This is a genomic window from Shimazuella soli, from assembly GCF_022511585.1.
In the GTDB taxonomy this organism is placed as follows: Bacteria; Bacillota; Bacilli; order Thermoactinomycetales; family Thermoactinomycetaceae; genus Shimazuella; species Shimazuella soli.
This window is the reverse complement of the sequence record NZ_JAKWBN010000010.1, coordinates 60,706-84,196: the sequence shown is the minus strand read 5'-3', so window position 1 is coordinate 84,196 and position 23,491 is coordinate 60,706. Positions and strand designations below refer to the sequence as shown.

The 23,491-nt window shown below is 37.2% G+C and carries 30 protein-coding genes and 1 tRNA gene; 22 read left to right on the top strand and 9 right to left on the bottom strand.

The features are described from left to right. The 7 genes from MK805_RS16295 to MK805_RS16265 all read left to right on the top strand — a co-directional run bounded on the left by MK805_RS16295 (position 1) and on the right by MK805_RS16265 (position 5,077). Complete coding sequence (locus MK805_RS16295) at positions 1 to 93, top strand: IS3 family transposase (RefSeq protein ID WP_420833056.1); 93 nt, start codon at positions 1 to 3, stop codon at positions 91 to 93. A gap of 272 nt (positions 94 to 365) precedes the next feature. Then, positions 366 to 977 (top strand): hypothetical protein, encoded by a 612-nt coding sequence (locus MK805_RS16290; protein WP_240876972.1) that lies wholly within the window; start codon positions 366 to 368, stop codon positions 975 to 977. Next, positions 959 to 1,837 (top strand): YIEGIA family protein, encoded by an 879-nt coding sequence (locus MK805_RS16285; protein ID WP_240876971.1) that lies wholly within the window; start codon positions 959 to 961, stop codon positions 1,835 to 1,837. Before MK805_RS16290 ends, MK805_RS16285 begins: the two co-directional genes overlap by 19 nt. A 13-nt stretch (positions 1,838 to 1,850) precedes the next feature. Then, positions 1,851 to 2,030: a capping complex subunit for YIEGIA gene (locus MK805_RS16280; RefSeq protein ID WP_240876970.1), complete on the top strand. Its 180-nt coding sequence runs from the start codon at positions 1,851 to 1,853 to the stop codon at positions 2,028 to 2,030. An 84-nt stretch (positions 2,031 to 2,114) separates the two neighbouring features. Then, the gene (gene der / locus MK805_RS16275) at positions 2,115 to 3,431 is read left to right on the top strand and encodes a ribosome biogenesis GTPase Der (RefSeq protein ID WP_240876969.1); all 1,317 of its coding nucleotides are present in this window, start codon (positions 2,115 to 2,117) and stop codon (positions 3,429 to 3,431) included. 12 nt (positions 3,432 to 3,443) lie between these two features. Then, positions 3,444 to 4,058, top strand: a complete 615-nt coding sequence (gene plsY / locus MK805_RS16270; protein WP_240876968.1) for a glycerol-3-phosphate 1-O-acyltransferase PlsY — start codon at positions 3,444 to 3,446, stop codon at positions 4,056 to 4,058. Next, the gene (locus tag MK805_RS16265) at positions 4,058 to 5,077 is read left to right on the top strand and encodes an NAD(P)H-dependent glycerol-3-phosphate dehydrogenase (RefSeq protein ID WP_240876967.1); all 1,020 of its coding nucleotides are present in this window, start codon (positions 4,058 to 4,060) and stop codon (positions 5,075 to 5,077) included. The genes plsY and MK805_RS16265 overlap by 1 nt, the downstream gene beginning before the upstream one ends. 167 nt (positions 5,078 to 5,244) lie before the next feature. Here MK805_RS16265 and MK805_RS16260 read toward each other — a convergent pair whose 3' ends face one another. Continuing rightward, on the bottom strand, positions 5,245 to 5,817 hold the full coding sequence (locus MK805_RS16260) for a hypothetical protein (protein WP_240876966.1): 573 nt from the start codon (positions 5,815 to 5,817) through the stop codon (positions 5,245 to 5,247). A 138-nt stretch (positions 5,818 to 5,955) separates the two neighbouring features. On the opposite strand from MK805_RS16260, the gene MK805_RS16255 reads away from it, so the two are divergent. The 14 genes from MK805_RS16255 (at position 5,956) to ndk (ending at position 15,159) form a co-directional block, all read left to right on the top strand. Then, complete coding sequence (locus tag MK805_RS16255; RefSeq protein ID WP_240876965.1) at positions 5,956 to 6,108, top strand: hypothetical protein; 153 nt, start codon at positions 5,956 to 5,958, stop codon at positions 6,106 to 6,108. Between the two features lie 14 nt (positions 6,109 to 6,122). Beyond that, positions 6,123 to 6,824 carry a hypothetical protein gene (locus tag MK805_RS16250; RefSeq protein ID WP_240876964.1) on the top strand — a complete coding sequence of 234 codons (702 nt, stop codon included), beginning with the start codon at positions 6,123 to 6,125 and terminating at the stop codon, positions 6,822 to 6,824. Positions 6,825 to 6,879: 55 nt separating this feature from the next. After that, positions 6,880 to 7,014: a hypothetical protein gene (locus MK805_RS17915; protein WP_255724716.1), complete on the top strand. Its 135-nt coding sequence runs from the start codon at positions 6,880 to 6,882 to the stop codon at positions 7,012 to 7,014. 321 nt (positions 7,015 to 7,335) lie between these two features. Next, complete coding sequence (gene spoIVA, locus MK805_RS16245; protein WP_240876963.1) at positions 7,336 to 8,814, top strand: stage IV sporulation protein A; 1,479 nt, start codon at positions 7,336 to 7,338, stop codon at positions 8,812 to 8,814. Positions 8,815 to 8,968: 154 nt separating this feature from the next. Then, on the top strand, positions 8,969 to 9,244 hold the full coding sequence (locus MK805_RS16240; RefSeq protein ID WP_240876962.1) for an HU family DNA-binding protein: 276 nt from the start codon (positions 8,969 to 8,971) through the stop codon (positions 9,242 to 9,244). Between the two features lie 99 nt (positions 9,245 to 9,343). Beyond that, positions 9,344 to 9,898: a GTP cyclohydrolase I FolE gene (gene folE, locus MK805_RS16235; protein ID WP_240876961.1), complete on the top strand. Its 555-nt coding sequence runs from the start codon at positions 9,344 to 9,346 to the stop codon at positions 9,896 to 9,898. A 131-nt stretch (positions 9,899 to 10,029) separates the two neighbouring features. Further along, positions 10,030 to 10,106: transfer RNA gene (locus MK805_RS16230), tRNA-Pro, on the top strand. A 60-nt stretch (positions 10,107 to 10,166) separates the two neighbouring features. Beyond that, positions 10,167 to 10,385: a trp RNA-binding attenuation protein MtrB gene (mtrB, locus tag MK805_RS16225; protein ID WP_240876960.1), complete on the top strand. Its 219-nt coding sequence runs from the start codon at positions 10,167 to 10,169 to the stop codon at positions 10,383 to 10,385. Between the two features lie 144 nt (positions 10,386 to 10,529). Beyond that, positions 10,530 to 11,186, top strand: coding sequence for a heptaprenyl diphosphate synthase component 1 (locus tag MK805_RS16220; RefSeq protein WP_240876959.1), 657 nt, complete (start codon positions 10,530 to 10,532; stop codon positions 11,184 to 11,186). After that, positions 11,183 to 11,914 carry a demethylmenaquinone methyltransferase gene (locus tag MK805_RS16215; protein WP_240876958.1) on the top strand — a complete coding sequence of 244 codons (732 nt, stop codon included), beginning with the start codon at positions 11,183 to 11,185 and terminating at the stop codon, positions 11,912 to 11,914. The genes MK805_RS16220 and MK805_RS16215 overlap by 4 nt, the downstream gene beginning before the upstream one ends. Before the next feature lie 15 nt (positions 11,915 to 11,929). Beyond that, complete coding sequence (locus MK805_RS16210; protein ID WP_255724715.1) at positions 11,930 to 12,796, top strand: UbiA-like polyprenyltransferase; 867 nt, start codon at positions 11,930 to 11,932, stop codon at positions 12,794 to 12,796. A gap of 14 nt (positions 12,797 to 12,810) precedes the next feature. Then, positions 12,811 to 13,647 carry a menaquinone biosynthesis protein gene (locus tag MK805_RS16205; protein ID WP_240876957.1) on the top strand — a complete coding sequence of 279 codons (837 nt, stop codon included), beginning with the start codon at positions 12,811 to 12,813 and terminating at the stop codon, positions 13,645 to 13,647. An 18-nt stretch (positions 13,648 to 13,665) separates the two neighbouring features. Further along, positions 13,666 to 14,640 (top strand): polyprenyl synthetase family protein, encoded by a 975-nt coding sequence (locus MK805_RS16200; RefSeq protein WP_240876956.1) that lies wholly within the window; start codon positions 13,666 to 13,668, stop codon positions 14,638 to 14,640. A gap of 75 nt (positions 14,641 to 14,715) precedes the next feature. Continuing rightward, positions 14,716 to 15,159 (top strand): nucleoside-diphosphate kinase, encoded by a 444-nt coding sequence (ndk, locus tag MK805_RS16195; protein WP_240876955.1) that lies wholly within the window; start codon positions 14,716 to 14,718, stop codon positions 15,157 to 15,159. A gap of 102 nt (positions 15,160 to 15,261) precedes the next feature. Here the strand turns inward: ndk and MK805_RS16190 are convergent, their stop codons facing one another. Beyond that, positions 15,262 to 15,876 carry a PH domain-containing protein gene (locus MK805_RS16190; protein WP_240876978.1) on the bottom strand — a complete coding sequence of 205 codons (615 nt, stop codon included), beginning with the start codon at positions 15,874 to 15,876 and terminating at the stop codon, positions 15,262 to 15,264. A gap of 382 nt (positions 15,877 to 16,258) precedes the next feature. Here MK805_RS16190 and MK805_RS16185 point away from each other — a divergent pair, with 382 nt between their 5' ends. Next, positions 16,259 to 17,146, top strand: coding sequence for an N-acetylglucosamine kinase (locus MK805_RS16185; protein WP_240876954.1), 888 nt, complete (start codon positions 16,259 to 16,261; stop codon positions 17,144 to 17,146). Between the two features lie 560 nt (positions 17,147 to 17,706). Here MK805_RS16185 and MK805_RS16180 read toward each other — a convergent pair. The 7 genes from MK805_RS16180 to MK805_RS16150 all read right to left on the bottom strand — a co-directional run bounded on the left by MK805_RS16180 (position 17,707) and on the right by MK805_RS16150 (position 23,142). Continuing rightward, on the bottom strand, positions 17,707 to 18,039 hold the full coding sequence (locus MK805_RS16180) for a PTS sugar transporter subunit IIB (RefSeq protein ID WP_338057528.1): 333 nt from the start codon (positions 18,037 to 18,039) through the stop codon (positions 17,707 to 17,709). A gap of 83 nt (positions 18,040 to 18,122) precedes the next feature. Then, positions 18,123 to 19,835, bottom strand: coding sequence for a phosphoenolpyruvate--protein phosphotransferase (ptsP, locus tag MK805_RS16175; RefSeq protein WP_240876953.1), 1,713 nt, complete (start codon positions 19,833 to 19,835; stop codon positions 18,123 to 18,125). A gap of 24 nt (positions 19,836 to 19,859) precedes the next feature. Then, entirely contained in the window at positions 19,860 to 20,615 is a 756-nt protein-coding gene (gene nagB, locus MK805_RS16170) for a glucosamine-6-phosphate deaminase (protein ID WP_255724713.1), read from the bottom strand. Further along, positions 20,612 to 21,787, bottom strand: a complete 1,176-nt coding sequence (nagA, locus tag MK805_RS16165; protein ID WP_240876952.1) for an N-acetylglucosamine-6-phosphate deacetylase — start codon at positions 21,785 to 21,787, stop codon at positions 20,612 to 20,614. The genes nagB and nagA overlap by 4 nt, the downstream gene beginning before the upstream one ends. Positions 21,788 to 21,797: 10 nt before the next feature. Continuing rightward, a complete protein-coding gene (locus MK805_RS16160) occupies positions 21,798 to 21,941 on the bottom strand; it encodes a hypothetical protein (RefSeq protein WP_240876951.1) in 144 nt (47 codons plus the stop codon). Between the two features lie 11 nt (positions 21,942 to 21,952). After that, positions 21,953 to 22,285 (bottom strand): PTS sugar transporter subunit IIA, encoded by a 333-nt coding sequence (locus MK805_RS16155; protein WP_240876950.1) that lies wholly within the window; start codon positions 22,283 to 22,285, stop codon positions 21,953 to 21,955. After that, complete coding sequence (locus MK805_RS16150) at positions 22,282 to 23,142, bottom strand: PRD domain-containing protein (protein WP_240876949.1); 861 nt, start codon at positions 23,140 to 23,142, stop codon at positions 22,282 to 22,284. Before MK805_RS16150 ends, MK805_RS16155 begins: the two co-directional genes overlap by 4 nt. Positions 23,143 to 23,491: the final 349 nt, after the last annotated feature.

Below are 23,491 nucleotides of genomic sequence, written 5' to 3'. Positions count from 1 at the left end.
ATCTACTACTACAACAACAAACGGATAAAACAAAAACTGGCTGGTATGAGCCCTGTTCAATACAGGATTCATTCCAACCAGCTTGCGGCTTAATTTTTAGTTCAACTTTTGGGGTTCAGTACATCATGGCTAGGTTTTTTTGTGTGGAAAGTATAAATAAAAACGAACCATTAACGAACACGATGCTTAAATATAATTGGTAATTTTTTTGAAACTATGCATTATTGTTTGGAAATAGTTGAATTTTTTTATTTTGATTAAAAAGGTAGTACGTACAATTTGAGATTAGCAGGAGATTTCCTTTAAAGGGAAGTTTTTTGTTTTTTCTTTGCTTATTTACCCATACTAAAAAAGAGGTGAAGTTTATGTCTACATTTATTCCTCTTGTTATTATGATTTTACTTTCAACAGGTTGGTTAACTTTTCTTCCTGCGCAACTAGAAATAACCAAACAATACATGATTATATATTTGGCTATTATTGGATGCATCTCATTACTACCACCGATTTCTATTACGTCTTCTGTTGATATTCAATTGGACTATCTTTTCCTGTTTTTCTTGTTTATTTATTTGTTAAAAGACACTTCTGTTCCTCAATTAGCGACATTGCTTAGTTTGATTTTCATGTTAGGAAGTATTTTATTTTTATTCCATGAAATTTTCGGAAACGCTTTGATAGGCAGATCTTCTGTTTTTCAATGGGTAACCATTTTATTATCGCTGGGCGAGGCTATTGTTTCTGCAATTAAGCTGAAGGAACAATTCTGTTTGGTTTTTGGTGGGCTGTTGGTAACACAAGGGGTTCTTTATTATCTTTATCACGAACGTATCAGTCCGCTTGTTTTCCCTGGAATAGGAGTATTAGATACGTTTTGGATTACCACTGTTATTTTAATTGTATTAAAAGGTGTACAGCTTCGGATTCCGATTATACAGAAAAATTGGAGGGTCGCATATTGGATAAAGAAACGTTAGCTATAGTATTAGGAGTTGCAATTGGTTTCATCACTAGATTGCTTTTGCTTCAAAGTGATTACCGCCAATATCCTACCTATCCACATGGGCAAGTTATTCATTTAGCCTTGGGCTTAATTGCCTCTGCATTAGGGGCAGTTGCAATCCCTGCACTCTTAAAACCGGACTATACAGCAGTTACTTTTTTATCTCTTGCAGCTCAACAGTTTCGAGATGTACGAAATATGGAAAGACAAGCTCTGCAAAAGTTAGATGAAAATGAATTAGTCCCAAGAGGATTTAGCTATATTGAAGGAATAGCAATGGTTTTTGAAGGGAGAAATTATATTGTCATACTAGCATCTTTATTTACAAGTGCTACTGTCATGTTTGGTAATTGGATTTTTGGATTGATCGTAGGAGTTGTCGTTATCTTTTTATCTAGCTTTTTAAAGTCAGGAAAGACAATGGGTCAGATTGGTTTTGTATATGAAGTTCCACTTCGTGTTAAAGGTCCTAGTCTATATGCAGATGATATTTATTTGATGAATATTGGTTTAGAAGATAATCTAAAACGGATTATGGAAAATGGAGTAGGCATTATCATAAAACCACGAAATGCGAGCAGTAGAATAACCATTTCTAATCTCGGTCAGCGCCAAGCTATTTTGCATGATGTTTCTTCTATATTAGGGGTATTCAGAGATTCTGGTGAACCTGCTTTAACCCCTTTAGCAAAGTTAGATTTAAAAGATGGTCGACTGGGTTTAGTCCTTTTACCTCAAGAAAGAAATATACCTAGATTAATAAAAATTATTGAAAATGTACCTGTACTTGAAAGTGCTGTGCGTAAACCAAATCAATTTGATGAAAAAAAGTAGGTGGAGAATTGGAATGAAGGAAAAAATATTAGCTATTATAACAACTAAGCGGGATTTAGTAGGAGGTGGTTCTCCTATTTTTGTAACGGAAAACGAGAAAGAATTAATAGAAAGAGCCTTTTTATTGGAAAAGATATTAGACGCAATGGTACATAAGTTAAATGAATCAACTTATATCATCGTAAAACATTAACGGTTGAAGTCCGAACCCACGATAGGTAAACTGGATGAGGGAGACTTTGACGATCAAAGTGATAAATGAAGTGAGGAAGTTTACATGAGTTTACCAGTAGTTGCAATTGTAGGAAGACCAAACGTAGGAAAATCAACGATATTTAACCGATTAGCTGGCGAGCGAATCGCAATTGTTGAAGATCAACCTGGAATTACAAGAGATCGAATCTATTGCCAAAGTGATTGGAATGGAGAACGGTTTCATGTGATCGATACTGGTGGTCTTGAATTTGGAGAACAAGATGAAATATTAGATCATATCCGTAATCAAGCAGAATTGGCTTTAACAGAATCAGATGTTATTTTATTCGTTGTCGATGGTAGAGAAGGTATTACAGCTGGTGATGAAGAAGTAGCCCGTTTGTTACATAAAACAAATAAACCTGTAATTGTTGTCGCTAACAAAATTGATCATGTGAAGCATGCGGATTTGGCTTATGAGTTTTATCAACTTGGTTTTGAGCATGTAGTTGCCGTTTCGTCTTTACATGGTACAGGTACAGGTGATTTGCTAGATTTAACGGTATCTCTTTTCCCTGAGAAGTTCGAAGAAACTTATGATGAGGAAACCATTAAAGTATCGTTAATCGGTCGTCCAAACGTAGGAAAATCTTCGCTTGTCAATGCAATTTTGGGGGAAGATCGAGTGATCGTAAGTCCTGTTGCAGGTACAACTAGAGATGCAATCGACACCCCATTTACCCTTGAAGGGGAGCAATATGTCTTAATTGATACCGCAGGCCTTAGAAAACGTGGGAAAGTATATGAATCCATTGAGAAATTTAGTGTTTTACGAGCCATGCAAGCAATCGAACGTTCGGATGTTTGTCTTATTGTATTAGATGGTGAACGGGGTATTGCCGAACAAGACAAAAAAATTGCAGGTTATGCCCATGAAGCAGGACGAGCTGCCATATTTGTAGTAAATAAGTGGGATGCTGTTGAAAAAGATGAAAAAACAATGGATCGATTCCGTAAAGAGGTTCGGTTTCAATTTCAGTTTATGCCTTATGCACCTATTCTTTTTACTTCTGCTAAAACGAAGCAACGGGTTGGAAAAGTATTGCCAAAAGTAAAAGAGGTAGCAGAACAACACGCAATGCGAATTTCGACTTCAGTTATTAATCAAGTGATACAAGACGCTATTACCATGACTCCACCTCCTTCGGATAAAGGGAAAAGATTTAAAGTACAATATGCGACACAAGTTGCTGTAAAGCCACCAACCATCGTTTTGTTTGTAAATGATCCAGAACTATCTCATTTTAGTTATCTACGCTATTTAGAAAATCAATTAAGAGAGGCTTTTGCGTTCGAAGGTACACCGCTACGAATATTGTTACGTAAAAAGAATAAATAATGGGGAGGATTTATGGACGTCTTAGCTATTATTTCGATTGTACTCGCTTATTTAATAGGGTCCATTAGTTTTAGTTACTTAATAGCACGATGGGTGAAAGGTGTGGATATTCGAGATCACGGTAGTGGTAATGCAGGAGCTACCAACACCCTTAGGTTACTCGGGAAAGGTCCTGCAATAGCGGTTTTAATTCTTGATGCTTTAAAAGGTGTTCTTGCTATATACACTACTTTTCTCCTTGTGGGAAACGACCCTATAGTCTTAGCCCTCTCTGGGATGCTGGCCATTTTCGGCCACAATTGGCCTATTTTTTTACGTTTTCGAGGAGGAAAAGGAGTCGCAACCACAATAGGAGTTGTCGTTTCCTTGATGTTTTATGCAGGTCTTATATCTGGAATTATAGCTATTCTTCTTATTGTTATCACTCGATTTGTCTCTCTTGGATCATTGGTATTTACTGTTGGCTTACCTTTTGCTGTCTTAGCCCTTCAAGGTCATTATCCTGAGCCCTATCTTTGGCTTAGCTTTGTTATAGCTATACTTGCTATTGTCAGACATAAACGAAATATCAAAAGTTTATTTCAGGGGACTGAACGGAAGATTGGTCAAAGGGAAGGAGAGAAATAATGAAGCGAATTGCAGTTATTGGTGCGGGAAGCTGGGGAACCGTTTTGGCAAATGTTTTAGTTGATAATGGACATGAAGTTACCATATGGGCAAGAAAAGAAGAAGTGTCAAATGAGATAAATAATGTACATCGTAATCGTGCTTATCTTGGGGAAGCTGAATTACACCTCCATTTAAAAGCAGATACTTCATTAAAAAATGTAGTTTTTAATAAAGAGGTTGTTTTATTTGCTGTTCCATCACATGCGATGCGTGAGATGTTAACACAAGTGAAACCTTATGTTCACTCAGATGCACTGCTCATCCATGCGACAAAAGGTTTTGAGCAAGAATCATGGAAACGAATGTCTGAGTTAATTGCTGAGGAATTACCACAATGGGGTGAACGAATTGTGGTTTTGTCAGGACCTAGTCATGCTGAAGAAGTGATTAAACGTTCCCCTACAACAGTAGTCGTAGCTTCTTCTTGTCAGCACAGTGCAGAATTAACCCAGACTATATTTATCAACTCCTATTTTCGTGTGTATACGAATCCAGATGTAGTTGGTGTGGAAATAGGTGGAGCTTTGAAAAATATTATCGCTTTAGCCACTGGTTTAGCCGATGGATTGGGATATGGGGACAATGCTAGAGCCGCTCTAATGACACGAGGATTGGCAGAGATCGCGCGTGTAGGTACAGCAATGGGGGCAGAAGCCATTACGTTTGTTGGATTGGCTGGAGTTGGAGACTTAATTGGCACTTGTACAAGTAAGCACAGCCGAAATTGGCGTGCTGGCTATGCCATTAGTCAAGGGAAAAGTTTAACGGAAGTGTTATCCGAGATGAAGATGGTAGTAGAGGGCGTCAAAACTACCCGTGCAGGCCACGCATTAAAGGAAAAGTATAATATTGAAATGCCGATTACAGAGCAACTCTATGCAGTTCTCTTTCAAGGAAAAGATCCTAAAATTGCTGTTGAGGATTTAATGAGTCGAGGTAAGACAAGAGAGTTACAGGAAATGGCACAAGGTTGGTGAAAATTTTTTTCACAATCTAATATCGCATCGAGTATTAGGAACATATCCTAGGAGTAGCTTGAAACATTATCCTATAAACACTTGAGCATAGGTGTATCTGGGACAGGGATCAGTTTTTGATGCACCATCAGACACATAGGATGATGAATAAAGAAAAAGGGTAAGCCCTATGGCTTTACCCTTTTTCTTCTAATGTTTCTACCGCGTGCTGTTCGTGGCACTGTTCTTGGTTTTGATTTAACGGTATTTGTGCGTACCCGACCTGGATTAGCTGCAAACATACGCGTAAAAATATTTTGCATAAATGGGGATTGCAGTACATTTAGCACTTTACCCATATCTACATATTGCAACAAACGTAAAAATGGAGAACGAGGGGGTGGCATCTTAGGAAGTTTAATAATGGGTATATCCTCATCTTTAAAATCATCTTTTGTTTTAAATTCATCTTTACTCACTGGGGGTTTCGGTAATTGTGGTACAAAGGGACGTTTCCCCATTCGCATATCTCTTCCAACAGTGAAAAATTTTGCAGTATGATCCATCATAGATTCTAATCGTTGTAAAGATTGGCTCAAATCATGAACAGTTGATCGGAAGGAGACAAACCCATTCATTAATTTTAAAATGTTAATATTAGGTACGGCGGAAGGGCTTGGTAGAGGCCTACGGGATATTTTTCCTGTAGGAGCTGCATGACGTCTGGGATATTGCTTTGATCGTACAGGAGATTCTTTCACTGCTACTCCTCCATTCAGGCGTTAGTCCATCTATCATATGCGGGGCTTAAGCCTTAAGTCTAGACGGTTATCTCTATGAATGGATAGGCTTCTGCGGAATTGCTTAAAAGTAGAAAGGAATGTCAATACATGTCTTTGATGGCCACTATATTTTTTCTTATTCTGGTTAATTTTTTTGTTGCATTTGCAAGACAACAAAAAAAGGGAAGCTTACGTATTCTTTTGTTTGTTATTGCCTTTGTGACACTGTTGATAGCTATTTTATTCGGAATTAGAGCATTATCAGCTTAGGAGGATGAATAAAAATGAAACAGCATGTCTTTCGTTTGGGTACCATTATGATTGGTTTTTTACTCCTTACAGCATGCATGTATCCACAAGAAGAGAGGCAACAACTTGCTGATATAGGAAATCATGTAGCAAGGGTACAAGCTCAATCAGAACAGTATCTACAGCAACATAAAACATTGCCATACAAATATTCAACTGATGACAGAAAGTTCACTTCGCATTATCTGGTAGATTTTCAATTATTACCGGAAATCCCAATGACTGCATATGAAAAAGGTGGGGATTTTCTATATGTCTATGTAGGCGCAGAAGGGAAACAACCACTTGTTCGCTTATTTGACCTCCGTGTGAATGATGAAGTAGAAAAAGTACAACTGGCAGTTAACAACTACAAATCGAAAAACAAAAGTTTTCCAATCAGGTCAAAAGAATCAAATGGATTTTTCGATGTTGATTTAGAAAAATTACATATGTCAGACATCAAAATCCCATCTCCCTATTTTTCAGAAGCTAATTTGCCTATCTTAATGGATAAAAATGGCCGTATTTTTTTAGATTATCGCGGTGATGTCACTCGATTAATCCAAACTGCAAAGCAAAAGCCTTCCACACAGGAAGATCTTCGCTTATTCATGGCAAAAAACTCGCTGTTTGTCCCAGCTTTCTCACCAGTATTAAAAGTTGGAAAGCAGGGAGAAATACTTTTTTCTTCATAATTTCTTAGAAGATTCATATGATGAAAGGTAACCAATAGAGAGGTAGGGTCTTGGGATGAATACAGTTTTGTTTCACCTCATCCTTATTCCAGGTGTATTTATGTCAGGTTATCTATTTGCAAGCATAAAAGTTGTTGCATTTCATACTGCAAAAAAAGAAAAGGTAAAGAGCTACAACAATGAAATGTAGCTCTCTTTTTTTTAGAAATACGAATTAGAAAGTGCAGTTGAACTTTATCCATTCATTACCTTTGTTACTTGCGGGAATGTTCGACCAATTTTCTTAAGCAGATAAAGATTTGAAAAAGAAGGATAATCTCATCTGCTTAACAGCAACTAAGTCTTTGTCTGTGCCTACCAACAAGACATACGACAAGTTTTCTTTAGAGGTTAATCATATTAAGAGAATGAGCTCATATATTAGTAGCGTATAGCGTAAACCGGAGGGGAGGGATAGCCTTCAAACCGGCAATAAACCCAGCAAAGCATGAACCTTTGAGGAGGGTAATGGATGGAAAAAGTAGATATCTTAAAAGATATTGCAGAACGCACAGGTGGAGACATCTACTTGGGGGTAGTAGGTGCAGTTAGAACCGGGAAGTCAACTTTTATAAAACGCTTTATGGAGCAAGTTGTTATTCCTAATATCGCAGATTCCTCTGAGAGAACAAGAGCAATTGACGAGCTGCCACACAGTGGGGCAGGCAAAACAATTACAACCATCGAACCAAAATTTGTACCAAATCAAGCGATAAACGTATTAGTGGATGAAGGATTAGATGTCAACGTTCGTTTAGTCGACTGTGTTGGATATGCAATCGAAGGCGCAAAAGGTTATGAAGATGAAAATGGACCTAGAATGATTAATACTCCATGGTTTGAAGAGCCAATTGCGTTTCAAGAAGCTGCTGAAGTGGGAACCAGAAAAGTTATCCAAGAACATTCTACACTTGGTATTGTAGTTACAACAGATGGTAGCATTACGGATATACCAAGAAGTGCTTATGAAGAAATGGAAGAACGTGTAGTAGAAGAATTAAAAGAAGTTGGAAAACCATTTATCATGATCCTCAATTCTACTCACCCTCAAAGTGAAGAGACGGAACAACTACGTTTATCTCTTGTGGAAAAGTACGATATTCCAGTAGTAGCTGTAAGTGTTGCTACAATGAATGAGGAAGAGATTTTAGGAGTTCTGCGTGAAGTATTATTTGAATTCCCAGTACATGAGGTCAATGTGAATCTTCCTAGTTGGGTAATGGTATTGGAAGATAAGCATTGGTTACGACAAGAATTTGAGGTGTCTGTTCGAGAGACAGTTAAAGATATACGAAGACTCCGTGATGTAGATCGGGTAGTTGGTAAATTTTATGAATATGAATTTATTGATAAGGCAGCACTCTCTGGTATGCACATGGGTCAAGGAGTAGCAGAAATTGATTTGTATGCACCAGATGAATTGTATGATCGGGTATTAACAGAAGTAGTAGGAGAAGAGATAAGAGGACGTGATCACCTGCTACAATTGATGCAAGATTTTTCCATCGCTAAGCGTGAGTATGATAAAGTTTCTGAAGCTTTGCAGATGGTCAAAACAACAGGTTATGGTGTTGCAGCGCCTACTTTGGAAGAGATGAGCTTAGATGAGCCGGAGTTAATCAAGCAGGGTTCCCGTTTTGGGGTTCGTTTAAAAGCAACAGCACCTTCCATTCATATGATTCGAGTAAATGTAAATTCGGAGTTTGCTCCAATTATAGGAACAGAACGACAATCAGAAGAGTTAGTTAACTATTTGATGAGAGATTTTGAGCAAGATCCGCTTCGCATTTGGGAATCCGATATCTTTGGGCGTTCTCTTAATTCCATTGTAAGAGAAGGGATTCAAGCAAAATTATCCATGATGCCGGAAAATGCCCGATTTAAGCTGCAAGAGACACTAGAAAGGATTATAAATGAAGGGTCAGGCGGACTGATTGCCATCATATTATAAGAAAAAGGTCGATAGTTTGAAACTATCGACCTTATTTTTTAGGAAAAATCATTTATAGTACTTGAACTACGGTCATTGCTTGTATTAGTATAGATGTGTCCCACGTATTGTCCCTTTACTGTGACAATAGGTGATTTGTACAGGAGGTGCGGTTATGAACAAAACCGATCTAATCAACAAAGTAGCAGAAGCTACAGAAACAACTAAAAAAGAAGCTACACAATCAGTAGAAGCAGTACTATCTGTAATCTCTGAGGCACTAGGTGCTGGAGAAAAAGTTCAACTGATCGGGTTTGGAAACTTTGAAGTCCGTGAGCGTGCTGCTCGTAAAGGACGTAATCCGCAAACCGGTGAAGAAATTGACATCCCTGCAATGAAAGTTCCTGCTTTCAAACCAGGCAAACAATTGAAAGAAGAAGTAAACAAATAATATACTTCTTTTTTCTATCCATCGGATGGGACTACATATAAACACAAGGGGACCCTTTTTCTTGGGTCTTTTTGTGTATATTAAGAAGGGAATTTATAGATGGATAAACCAAAACTGGAACAAGCGATCAAACTAATACTAGAAGCAATAGGCGAAGACCCAAATAGAGAAGGTTTGCTAGAAACACCTACTCGTGTTGCAAGTATGTATGAAGAAGTGTTTGCAGGTCTTACGGAAAATCCGGAAGAACTTTTTTCTGTTGTTTTTAGTGAAGAACATGAAGAGTTGGTTTTAGTAAAAGATATACCTTTTTATTCTATATGCGAACATCATTTGATTCCTTTTTTTGGACATGCTCATGTTGCTTATATTCCAAAAAGTGGTCGCGTAACTGGGTTGAGTAAATTAGCTCGAGCAGTAGAGATTTTATCCAAACGACCTCAGTTGCAAGAGCGGATTACAGCAACTGTGGCTGATGCAATCATGTCTAAATTAGAACCACATGGCGTGATGATCATGATTGAAGCAGAACATATGTGTATGACGATGAGGGGAGTAAAAAAACCAGGTGCAAAAACAATAACAACAGCAGTTAGAGGTGTGTTTGCAGATTCTGCTGAAAAGCGAGCGGAAGTACTAGCAATGATTCGTTAGCTTTTACTGACGAAGAGGATAGATTTATATCAATTCCAATTTTCAAACAGGTTTTCTTTTTGCACTTGACACAAGGATATGCTCGTTATAAAATGATATCTGTTCTCTTAGAATTAAGAAATCATGTATAACGGGCTATGGCGCAGCTTGGTAGCGCGCTTGCATGGGGCGCAAGAGGTCGTCAGTTCGAATCTGGCTAGCCCGACCAAAAAAATCCCTTCCCTCATTGGGAGGATTTTTTTTACCCAGTGCTGGGAGGGTTTGAAAAATGGGAAATCATGTAGACTATTTTGTTATAAAAGCAAAAGAAAATGGTGTCAACGTCATAGGTCTTACACGAGGAAAAGACACCCGTTTTCATCACTCGGAAAAGTTGGACAAAGGTGAAGTGATGATCGCGCAGTTTACAGAACATACATCTGCTGTGAAAATTCGTGGAAAAGCTGAAATTATTACCTCATTTGGCGTTGTAGATACAGATGAATAAGTTGATTTAATAGCTAGAGTGATATACTCTGGCTATTCTTATGTAATCAACTCATTGCTGGATTTACAAATTTGTGACAAATGCTTTTTGTTATTGAATTATGGTATACTATCGGGGATATAGCAAATATAGGAGGACGCTTTAATGACGTCCATACATAAAACACAAGAGGAGATAATTCTTCATCTCAATCAACTAACAGGCCATTCTTATTTATTGGAGAAATGTGGGAGGCCTAAAATTCCGAAATTATTTATAAAAATTCTTCAACTTATGTTAACATCTATCCAAGAAAAGCCACAACGTATCATCTCATATTGCGTTTCTACAGCATTATTGCGTATGGGGATCGTTGTGCATGAACAAGTGTCCTTGGAAGATGAAAAGGATGTAGATGTCTTTCAGAAGAAGCAGTTATCCATATTAGCTGGTGACTATTATAGTAGTTTATTTTATAAGACACTTGCACATCACAATGAAATAGAAGGAATGCAAGTACTATCTAGAACTGCTAGTCAAATTTGTGAGGCAAATATGCAACATCATATCGATGGTACCTTTGATCCATTTAAACAGGAAGACTGGACAGGACATCAACTGCTCACGGCACTTGCCGATTTTTTTCATGTTCACAAGCAGGTAGAATGGTGCTCACTCCTTTCTTACTATCTTCATTTGGATCATCATCGGACTCCCAAGATGGGACGAGCTGCCTTCTTAAAATGTATGGAGTCTATTGAGCCAGAAAGTGTCCAATCTGTCCTATATCAGATGTTGTTGGATAAGGAGGCAATTCATTGAAGGATACAAAGGTAGTTCCTCTCCAAGGTACTGAAAAAGAAAAATATGTTCATCAAGTTTTTGAAGATATCGCAGAAAATTACGATCGAATGAATAGCATCCTAAGTTTTCGTCGTCATCGTGCATGGAGAAAATTTGCGATGAAAAAAATGAATGTTGGCGGGGGAGATTCTGCTATCGATGTATGCTGTGGAACATGTGATTGGACGATTGCACTGGCCAAAGCCTCTAAAACAGGAAGTATAATTGGGCTGGATTTTAGTTCTAAAATGCTGGCAATGGGATTGTCTAAGTTAGAAAAAGAAGGAATGCAAGACAATGTTAATCTTATAGAAGGTAATGCATTGGAATTGCCATATCCAGACAATACTTTTGACTTTGCTACAATTGGATTTGCTTTGCGAAATGTTCCCGATGTAGTAAAAGTTTTACAAGAAATGAAGCGAGTGGTCAAGCCGGGAGGAAAAGTAGTCTCCTTGGAATTATCGAAGCCGACTTGGAAACCATTTCGTGCTCTTTATTTCTTTTATTTTGGTCGTATTCTACCTCTATTGGGTAAACTATTTGTCAATCGTTATGAGCAATACAAATGGCTGCCTACATCACTTTTAACTTTTCCTGATTATAAAGAATTAGAAAAAATGATGAAGGAAGAGGTTGGATTTTCTGATGTAGAGGTGTATCCTTTATCAGGGGGCATTACCGCTCTACACATAGGCTACAAATAGAAGAAGGTAATCATCATGGTAAAAAAACTAAAATTGGTCCTAGACATGATCAAATTCGAGCATTCTATCTTTGCGCTTCCATTTGCCTATTTAGGAGCTGTTCTAGGAAGCCTAGAGGTAAATGGATATTTTCCTTCATGGATGCAAATCTTTTGGATTACAATCGCAATGATTGGTGCTAGAAGTGCAGCAATGGCATTAAATCGAATTATTGATCGCCAAGTTGATGCAAAAAATCCCAGAACCGCAAATAGGCATATTCCAAAGGGGCTCATTTCCGTCACCTTTGCTTGGGGTTTTGTGATTGTTTCCTTTCTTGTATTGTTTATTGCAGCTTTTCAGTTAAACATGTTAGCTGTAGAATTATTGCCAATTGCGGTGTTTTTTTTGGTTTTCTATTCTTATACAAAGCGTTTTACATGGGCATGCCATTTGGTGCTTGGTATAGCAACAGGTTTGGGACCATTAGGTGGTTGGATTGCGACTACGGGACAGATTGATATCAAAGGAATACTGCTCTTTTTAACAGTCGCATTGTGGATAGGTGGATTTGATGTTATTTATGCTTGTCAAGATGTAGAATTTGATAAAAAAGAAGGGCTTCATTCCATTCCTGTTCGATTTGGAGTTAAAAGAGGTTTGCAGATTTCATCCTTCATGCATATCGGAACTGCTCTTGGATTATTTGGGCTTCTTTGGATGACGGATCTTGGAGTTTACTTTGGTTTAGGAGTCATTGTCGCATTGCTCATTCTTATCTATGAACACTCTATCGTCTCACATGATGACCTTTCCCGTTTGAATACTGCATTTTTCACTATGAATGGGGTTTTGAGCATTATCGTATTTTGTTTTATGATGATAGATGTGTTATTTCGATAAAGGTGGATGTGGAAATGAAGTTAATACGCATTGGGAAAATTGCATTTACAAACATTTTACCGCTATACCACTACTTCCATTTTTCTGATTTATCGGTGGAACTCATTCCTCAAGTTCCATCTAAGTTAAATCAATCCATGGCAGATGGCAGGATTGATATGGGTCCGATTTCTTCCTTTGCTTACGCTCATGATTATCCGAAGTATGTTATCATGCCAGATATATCAGTTAGTGCAAAAGGTCCAGTTGGCTCTATTTTTTTGTTTAGCAAAAAAGATGAGTTTTCAGCGGTGAAAGATGGAAAAATAGCATTAACCAATACATCAGCAACTTCGATTCATTTACTTAAAATTTTATTAGAGCACTTTGCAAATGGTTCACCCAGTTATACAACCCAAGAACCAAACTTAGACAAGATGATGGAGGTTGCGGATGCTGCCTTGTTAATAGGTGACGATGCTCTCCGCGCAAATTGGTCCAATACAAAATATTATGTGTTTGATCTAGGATTACAATGGTATAAAGAAACAGGTCTACCAATGACTTTTGCAGTCTGGGCGGTAAACCGTCGTGTGGCAGAGGAAAGACAGGAGATGCTTTCACTCATCTATCAACGATTTTTACAAGCAAAAAAGCTTGGACAACAGGAACCGATTCCAGTTATTCAAGAAGCGAGGAGACAATTAGGAGGAGAAGTAGCTGATTGGAAAAAATATTATGCTGGGCTTAATTATAATTTTGGTCCAGAAGAACAACGTGGTTTAGCTACTTACTTTCACTATGCAAAGCTTACTGGATTGATAAAAGATGAAGTGAAAATTGAAGTTTTGGATCTACCTGTACACATCTAAGCTAACAGGGTGAGGAATTTGCGACTAGCAAGCATTTATAGACATATAAAAAAAGATCTAGAAGTAGTAGAAGATTTGCTAACCCAATCGATGGACACAAATCTGCTGGAACTACGTGAATCATCTACTCATCTACTCCGGGCTGGTGGTAAAAGAATGCGCCCGGTTTTTGTACTGTTATCAGGGAGATTTGGAGTAACATCAAACAAACAACAAGTGATTGATGTAGCAGTTGCTCTGGAATTAATACATATGGCAACATTGGTGCATGATGATGTGATCGACAATGCTTCCTTGCGCAGAGGTCAGGAAACTGTAAAAGCGCGTTGGGATAATCGTGTGGCAATGTATACAGGGGATTATATTATTTCTCGTGCACTTTCGATTATTTCGAATATAACTATTCCGCAATTTCATCAAGAGTTATCGAAGTCAATATCTCTCATGTGTCGAGGAGAAATTGATCAAATTCAGGATTTATATAATCCTAATCTTATTCTCAAACAGTATTTATCTCGCATTAAACGAAAAACAGCGCTTTTAATGTCCATCAGTTGTTATTTAGGTGCCTTGGTAAGTCATGCTACTCCCCGAATTGCACGGCATTTGAAGCGATACGGGTATTATGTTGGCATGGCCTTCCAATTAACCGACGATGTACTTGATTTTACTGGAGATGAAAAGACATTAGGTAAGCCAGCTGGAAGTGATTTAAAACAAGGTAATGTAACATTACCAGTGATATATGCATTAAAAAATTTACCTTCAGAAGAACGGAAAGTAATAGAAGATTTCCTAGCTACGAAGGGACGAGAACCGTTCAATGTTGATGTACTTGATCTTGTAATAAAAGCTGGTGGAAATGAATTCACACTAGATTTATCAAAACAATATTTAAACAAAGCCTTGCGAGAGCTAGAAAAATTACCATCTGTTCATGAACAAAATCTGTTAAAAATGCTAGCAGAATTTATTGTTGGTAGAAATTATTAAGCGGAAATATTGCGTTTCTGATCTATGCTTGATACAATGTGGAACGTTATCATACATACTATTGGAGGATTTTTCATGGAAAAAACTTTTATTATGATTAAGCCTGATGGAGTACAACGTGGACTCGTAGGAGAAATTGTTTCTCGTTTTGAAAAAAAAGGTTTTCAACTTCTAGGTGCGAAACTAATGAGCGTTTCTAATGAATTAGCCGAAAAACATTATGCTGAGCACAAAGAACGTCCTTTCTTTGGAGAGTTGGTTGATTTTATTACTTCTAGCCCAGTATTCGCCTTTGTATTAGCTGGAGATAATGTAATTGCTACAGCACGTCTAATGATGGGGAAAACAAATCCTTCTGATGCGCAGCCTGGTACGATTCGTGGTGATTTTGGTATAAGTGTTGGCATGAACATCATTCATGGCTCTGACTCTCTTGAAAGCGCTGAACGAGAACTAGCACTTTGGTTCCCAGAAGCAGAACAAGTAGAATATGAGAAAACCATCAATCGTTGGATTTGAGAAATTCGATGTAAATAGGATAATTAGCTACTTGATTTGCTGAAGGGATATAAAGCAAAAGAAAGTTAGAAGACCAATCCACATTTGGATTGGTCTTCTATTTTAGTTGTTGATATATTTTTCAAATACAAATCCGAAATCTTTAACAACATAGGTTTGCTTTTTCTCTTTCAACCATGTAAAAGCAAATTCGTTTAATTCTTTAAATTGGTTAACAACATTGCTTTCTGCACTTGTAATGCGGCTGAGAGTAGTAGAAGCTATGTTCAGGCTTTGCTCGGAAAATTGTAGATAGCTAGCGTTATCTTTGGTAATTTCGGCTATTTTTATTAATGCTTTATATAAGTCTTTGACATCTTCCAACTGTTTTTTTTGTACGTCAATGCTGTATAATTCAGATCCTAACTTAAACTTAAGCTCCACATCTAAGTCAACAGTCCCAGCGGTTTCAAGAGAAACATTGGAAATATGATTTTGATAATAATCATATCGATATAATGTACGTTTTTTGCTCACTGCACTTGTGCCATCTAAATGAATAAGTGCTTTATTTGTAAAGCAGTACTCATCTGATTTGGATTTGATAAGGAAAAATATTTTTTCCCCATCTTCGTGCATGACATAATCATCTGAGTCTACCTTATCATAATCAGCAGGTTTTATTACTGTTCCTACATTGCTTAAACCTAATACATCTGCAGCTACTTTTCCAAACATGAAACCAAACCTTTCACATGGGATTGAAATAAGAGTCTTCACGTGTTTTCTTTTATTACAAATAAAAGTATATCATAGCTGATGTTTTCATTTCCATGAATAAAGGATAAATCAAGGGGTAAAAATTTCTTTTTGAGTTTCAGGTTGTAATTCGGTATGCTAAATTTAGTTCTTTTTGTGTAATTTTAATGATGTATATTGGAATACCAAATGAAAGAAGACGAAAATAGATAAGCAAGAGAAATTGCATTGCGAGATGAGATGAACCATGGTAAGAAAGTATAGTAAGAAAAATTCTTGACTAATACGAATCTTACAAGTATAAAAAAACAGGCAAGAACTTTTGCTTTCAAGAAGAGGAAGGGTGTTCTAGTTGCAATATGTGATCGGTGTTGATGGAGGCGGTACCAAAACTGTAGCAGTCGCTTATGATTTAGAAGGGAATGTGTTGGGAGAGGGAAGGAGCGGTTTCAGTAATGTAATGGTTGATTTTAAAGAGGCAACCAAACATATTCTCGCAGCTATCTATCAAGCTCAAGAAAACCTTAGAAAAGAGAATTGCAAATATATCTATCTGGGGATTGCAGGCAGTGAAGGAATTGAGAATAAAGATGAGCTCATTCAAATCATAACAAATGAATTTCAGACAAAAATTAGTGTAGTAAACGATTCGATTATTGCGCACGCCGCCATGTTACAAGGTAAGGATGGAATTTTAGCGATATCTGGTACAGGTGCGATTGCAGTAGGAATTAGAGGGGATAAAAGTGTTTTCACTGGGGGATGGGGCCATTTACTAGGAGATGAAGGTAGCGGCTATTGGATTGTGATGGAAGCTTTTCGTCAGATGATTTTGGAAACAGATGAGTCTCTCCCATTATGTCAACTAAGTAGCACATTATTAGAAGAGATGGGCTATACAGATCCACAAGATATTAAGTTATTTGCTTATAGCAGACCAAAAGCTGAGGTTGCAAAGCTAAGTAAAGTAGTAACACGCTTAGCTGATACAGGAGATGCTATTGCTTGCAGAATATTGTATGATGCGGGTCAAAAACTAGGAAGTATGACATGGAATTGTTATAAAAAATTAGGTTGTGACGATCAAATTATAATCGCTCTGAGTGGAAGTATTTTTGAACATATTCCACAAGTAATGGATAGTTATAAACAATATTTATCCAGTAAAATTCAAGTTCCCATCACATGGATGCTTGATGTAGTACCGGCTACAAAGGGTGCTTATTATTTAGCAACAAAGGAATTATAAATTTGTGATTTAAATAACTAACGATAAATGTAGGATGAAACTGCAAATTCTCTAATGTAAGCTTGAAAAGCCTACCCCTGATGCTCACAGGGTTAGCTTGGAAAGAAGGATCAACAGATTACCAACCTCACATCCTTCGTTTTAAGTTGCAGGATGTTAAAAGTGTAAAAATACCTAAGCAAGTAGAATGCCTAGGTATTTTTCTCCTGTGTAATTGGCATCTCTTTGAAGTATAGTAAAAAAGCCCGATTAAGGGCTAATGTAAAATCTTTATTTTGACTCATCACACGAATGAATCCGTGGGATTCTTGGGACGATAGCTCATGACTATTTCATTACCAAGCTAACATTGTGTGCCCCACGGTTTACCTATGTTGATTTCTTATCTGCCGTGAACAACTTGGTTTTCGTCTGTTGCGACTAGACATATATTACCATGCGAATACTTGTTTGTAAAGTTGCTTTTTTCAGAGGGTGAACTGGTGAAAGAAAATTCCTTCCTCTCGTCAACGCTCGCTTTCATCTCACGATTTAAACCGTGAGTTTTCACGCTCACAATACTATAATAATTTCTTTATTTTATCTTGTATTTGTTCGGATTGGGTACCAAATACGATTTGCACTGCCCCTTTGCCCAATTTCATGATTTCTGCTGCTCCTAAGCTTCTCAGTCCATCGTCATCAGTCAATTTATCATCTTTGACAACTAAGCGTAGTCGAGTGATACAAGCATCTACATCTACGATGTTTTCTTTTCCACCTACCATAGCTAGAACCTTAGCAGCCTTATCCTCTGTGTTGGAAGCGTTTTCAATTTCTTTGTCATTTTCCTCCAGTAAACTTGCTACAGGTAGCATAAGAGATTTACCAGTCTTTTGCAAAAATGCTAGCACCAAAAGATACCTCCTTGTTCACGCATCTATATATTTTCAGAAAGTAGTACCCATCATAAGTATGGATACTACTTTAACTGACATCAATGGGAGGCTGTTATATATTCTAATACTTCTTTTGAAGTACCTAAACTTAGAGTCTTTTCTGCTACTTGTTTTGCTTTTTCCGTAGAAAGTTGTAACAGTTGATGCTTAACTCTAGGTAGTAGGGTGGGGGAAACGCTGAATTCATCAAGACCCAAACCGAGCAATATCTCAGTCGCTTGTAAATCTCCAGCCATTTCCCCGCACATTCCAGTCCAAATGTTATGGCGATGGGAGGCATCAATCACCATTTTAATCAGACGTAAAACAGCAGGATGAAAATGATCATAAAGATCTGTAATTTTCTCATTCATCCGATCTACGGCTAGCGTATACTGAACAAGGTCATTGGTACCAATGCTAAAGAAATCGACTTCTTTCGCCAGTTCATCTGCAATCAGACAAGCACTTGGTATTTCTATCATTACTCCAATTTCAATTTCAGGATCAAAAGCGATATTTTCTGCTGTCAATTGCTTTTTGGTTTCTTCTAAGATTCGTTTTACTTCTTGAATTTGTTCTAAGTGTGAAATCATAGGAAACATGATTCTCACTTTCCCATGGGCACTCGCCCGAAGCAGTGCTCGAAGCTGAACTTGGAAAAGTTCTGGTCTGCTCAAGGAAATACGGATTGCTCGCCATCCGAGAAAAGGATTCATCTCTTCTGGTAAGTCTAAATAAGGGAGATGTTTATCTCCACCAATATCTAAAGTACGAATAATAACTGGTCTATTCCCTAATTTTTTCACCACTTGGGAATATGCTTCATATTGTTCTTCTTCAGAAGGAAGTGAAGTGCGATCCATAAAGAGAAATTCGCTACGAAATAGACCAATTCCCTCCCCTCCTTGTTGTAGGACTTCTTCTGCATCTTGTGGTCCTTTTATATTTGCCACAAGCTCGATTTCATTTCCATCACGAGTTGTTGCTTTTTTATCTTTCAGCTTCGCAAGCTCTTCTTTTTCTGCTTTTTCTTCCTGTTGTTTTTCTTGGTATTTATGAATCAATGATGATTCTGGATTGATATAAATTTTTCCAGTTGACCCATCAATAATAAGGTTATCACCAGTTTTTACTTCGTTGGCCAGTTGATCGCCTACACCCATAATAGCTGGAATACCAAGAGAGCGAGCCAGAATAGCAGCATGAGATGTTTTTCCGCCTTTGGCTACGATAATTGCTTCCACTTGTTCTCTGGGAAGTGTTACCGTCTCAGAAGGAGTGAGGTCATCTGAAACTAGTATAAAAGCTTCTTTCGTATCGATCGTTTGTTTATCGTTCTTACCTAATATGTTGGAAATGAGTCTATTTGCGATATCTTTGATGTCTGTTGCTCGTTCTCTCATGTATTCGTCATCTAAGGATTCAAAAAGTTGAACAAATTGATCTGCAGCCATCTGGACAGCGGATGATACATCAATCAAATCATTTTCAATATGGTTATTTATTTCATCTATAAATGCTGGGTCTTTGAGTAATACCAAATGCGCTGACATAATAGAAGCTTGTTCTTCTCCAACTGATTCAAGTAATTGTTGGTGAAGTTCAGTAAGCTGTTCTTCCGTTTTTTCTAATGCTGTTTCTAATTTTTTTTGTTCCAAAGCGATTTGTTCTTTCGTAATACTTTTCTTTTCTGTGTTAACAGTACTATTTTGCAAAAATAAAGCTTTGCTTATCGCGACACCTGGTGAGACTGGAATTCCTTTTAACATTTTTTATCCCTCTCGTTTCTATTACTAATTAACCAGTGCAGTAGAACGGTATTTTAAATTTTTAGCCACTTCTCTATTTACAAAAACGAGCACATTTTCATGTAGTTGAAGAATAGAAGCAGGAATATTCGGGTCAATAACTCCAGAAAACATTGCATTGAGTGCTGCAGTTTTTGTATCGTTGTTTGCTAGAAGTAAAATGGTTCTTGCTCTCATAATATTGCCGATTCCCATGGTGATAGCTTTTCGAGGAACCTCTCCTGAATCATGAAAAAATCGAGCATTGTCGGTGATTGTTTTCCTAGTTAATTCCGTAATATGTGTTTCTAATGTCATTCTGTCGGCAGGTTCATTGAATCCAATATGCCCATTTGAACCGATTCCGAGAATTTGCAGGTCAATACGGCCAATGTCTTGAAGTTGTTGTTCGTACTCTCGACAAGCCTTTCCAGCATCCTCAAACAAACCTCGCGGGAAATGGATGTTTGCAGTCGATATGTTAACTTTGGAAAACAAATGTTGTCTCATAAAGTAATAATAGCTTTGGGGATGATCATGTGGTAAACCAACATATTCGTCAAGATTAAAAGTAACAACGTTTGAAAAGTCGACTTTTGATTCTTTATACATGTTTACAAGCTCTTGGTATAATCCTAGTGGTGTACTACCAGTAGCTAGCCCAAGAACAGCATTCGGTTTTTTTCTGATGAGATCAACGATATGTTTTGCAGCTTGTCTGCTCAATGACTGGTAATCTTCGAAAATAGCGAGCTGTATCATTGATGATCCTCCTGATGCACGATCTGTCCCTCAATCATAGTGAGATTCACGTTAAAATCATCAGATAATACTACTATATCGGCATCTTTTCCTATTTCTAAACTACCTTTATGGTGATCAATTCCTAATTTTTTTGCAGGTGAAGTGGAAGCCATATACACTGCATCCACAAGTGATGTACCGACTATATTTGCCATATTTTGTACAGCTTTGTTTAAAGTTAGAGTGCTGCCAGCTAAGGATCCGTCATCTAATCGCGCAATACAGTGATGAACATTTACTTTTTGACCACCCAAATGAAAAATCCCATCTCCCATACCCACAGCGCGCATACCATCACTGATCAATAAAAGCTTTTCCCTCGTTTTTAGCTCGAAGACAAGACGCACAACGCTCGGGTGAACATGGATCATATCAGCAATAATGTCACACGATGAGTCATGATGGATAAGAGCACTTCCTACAACACCAGGTTCTCGATGATGTAATTCTCTCATTGCATTAAATAGGTGTGTGAAATGGGTAGCTCCAGAATCCAAAGCTTTTTTTACTTGTTTTTCTGTTGCGTCTGAATGTCCAATCGAACAGATGATACCGTTTTTGCTTAGGATTTTAATAGTTTCTAAGGCATGTGGTATTTCAGGTGCAATAGTAACTACTTTAAGCTTGTCTTGAAGTAAAGTTTGGATTTGTTCCAGCTTTTCATGAGTTGGATGTAAGATATCTTCTTCTTTTTGGGCACCTTTTCGTTTTGGACTTATAAATGGACCTTCAAGGTGAACACCAATGAGTCTGGCATAGGGGCTTGGATTTTGTTGATATTGCATTACAGCATGAATAGCTTGAATAATTTGATCTATAGGCATTGTCATGGTCGTTGCCAGAAAACTAGTTACACCATAGCTGCTTAAACTCTTCGCAATTCCATACAAAGATTCTACTTTGCCATCCATAACATCAAAGTTAGCATTACCATGGACATGTATATCGATCAATCCTGGGATAATCCATCCATTAGGATAGTTCAAAACATGTATATCAGAATCTTTTTGAAGATCGTAATCTGCTTGATTTCCAACAAAGACAATTTTGGTGTTTTCTGCTACGACTATACCTTCGTCTATGCAGTGATGTTTGGTGATTACCTTCCCTAAAAGAGCTGTTTTACTCATAGCATTCCTCCTACTTTAGGTGAATGGATAAAATATCATCTTTACCAGCAAAAACAGAACCTTGAATCAATATTTTTTGTTCCGCAACGATTTCGCTATTTGTGATGACGACAGGGGAAATGGTTGGATACCCAGCAGCTTTTATTTTAAGCATATCAAAATCAATTAGTTTTCACCCTTTTTCACTTCATCTCCAATTTGTTTATATGAAGTAAAACCTTCACCTTCTAAGTTTACCGTATCCAAACCAATGTGAATGAGCACTTGAACTTGATTTGTATTTTCTAAGACAATAGCATGATTTGTTTCAAATAAATGGATCACTCTTCCGTCAAAAGGTGCTATTACTTTTCCCTCACTTGGTTCGATCGCAACACCATCACCTGTCATTTTTTGAGAAAAAACAGGATCAGGAACTTGGTCTAATGTAACTAGATTGCCTGTTATGGGAGCGGCAATAGTTAATTTTTTCGATGAGAACCATTTTGAGAACGTCAACAATCTTCTCCTCTTTTGATCAAGCGATCAATATCTATGGAAAGTAAAGTGATTTCTTCCCTATTTGGAATTATCTCCAAACGAGTTTCGATTAAACAAAGCAGCCTTTTGGAATAGGAATAAGCAACCGGTAAGGTAGACTCAATACTTCCAAGCAGAAATGAGTTTTTGTTTATAGAATCTTTTTTTCGCTCAATAGCAAAGCGAAAATTTGTTACGAACTGAAGATACTCTGTACTACTTCGGTCAATTGAATGTTTTTGTTCCTTTTCTATCATCTCCACAAAATCTGCTAATAAGCTTGCAAAGGTTACGGTTCGATGGACAGGCACAAAATTTAATGCGGAATGAATATGTAGAGCTAAAAATCCGATTTCACTTTCGGGTATTTCTATATCAAATGTGCTGGAAAGTAACTCCGCTGCTTGAACGGCTAATGAAAATTCTTTGCTGTACAAGGTTTTTATCTCAAATAGAAAAGGGTTAATTATTTTTAATCCGTTGCGAATACGATACAAGGCGAACTGAATATGGTCTGGCAATGCTAGGTGTACATACTCGTTTATATTGTCTGTAAACTCTTTAGAGATAAGTCCGATGATTTCTTCTGATATACCAAATACATCTTTATCTACTTGTGTGAGTAAGTCTCGATATTGAGCTAAGTATTGTTCATCTTCTAAGTAAAATTTTTTCTCAATGCGGACATCGTTGTGAGGGAGGAGAGCGCCTTTTTTTTGCTGAAAGCCCAGTCCTTTTCCTAGCAAGATCGTTTCTTTGTTAGATGATAGGTCTATTACTAAGACAACGTTATTGTTAAATACATGATTTATAATATATGTGAGATCTTGGTTCATCAACAACACCTTACTTTATATGTGATTTACATATAAAAAGCCAAAAAAGACCTTAGTTTCCGAAGATCTTTTTTGGCTTATGCCTGCATTACCAGTAACACGCCAATTGAAAGCGTTTTAATTTCATATTACCAATATAAACTTTAAAATTGTATTTGTAAATTATTTTGCACATGGCAATTTTTCCATGTTCAAAGCAACTATCTTTTATATCCATATTATTATTTACTCTAGATCAACCGCGAAATAAAGTTGGAATATTTTTTTTATTATTTATAATTGAAATTATACTCTTGTAGTGGTTGACCATAGCGTTGCAGTAGCGTATAGTTAACTATATTAAATATTA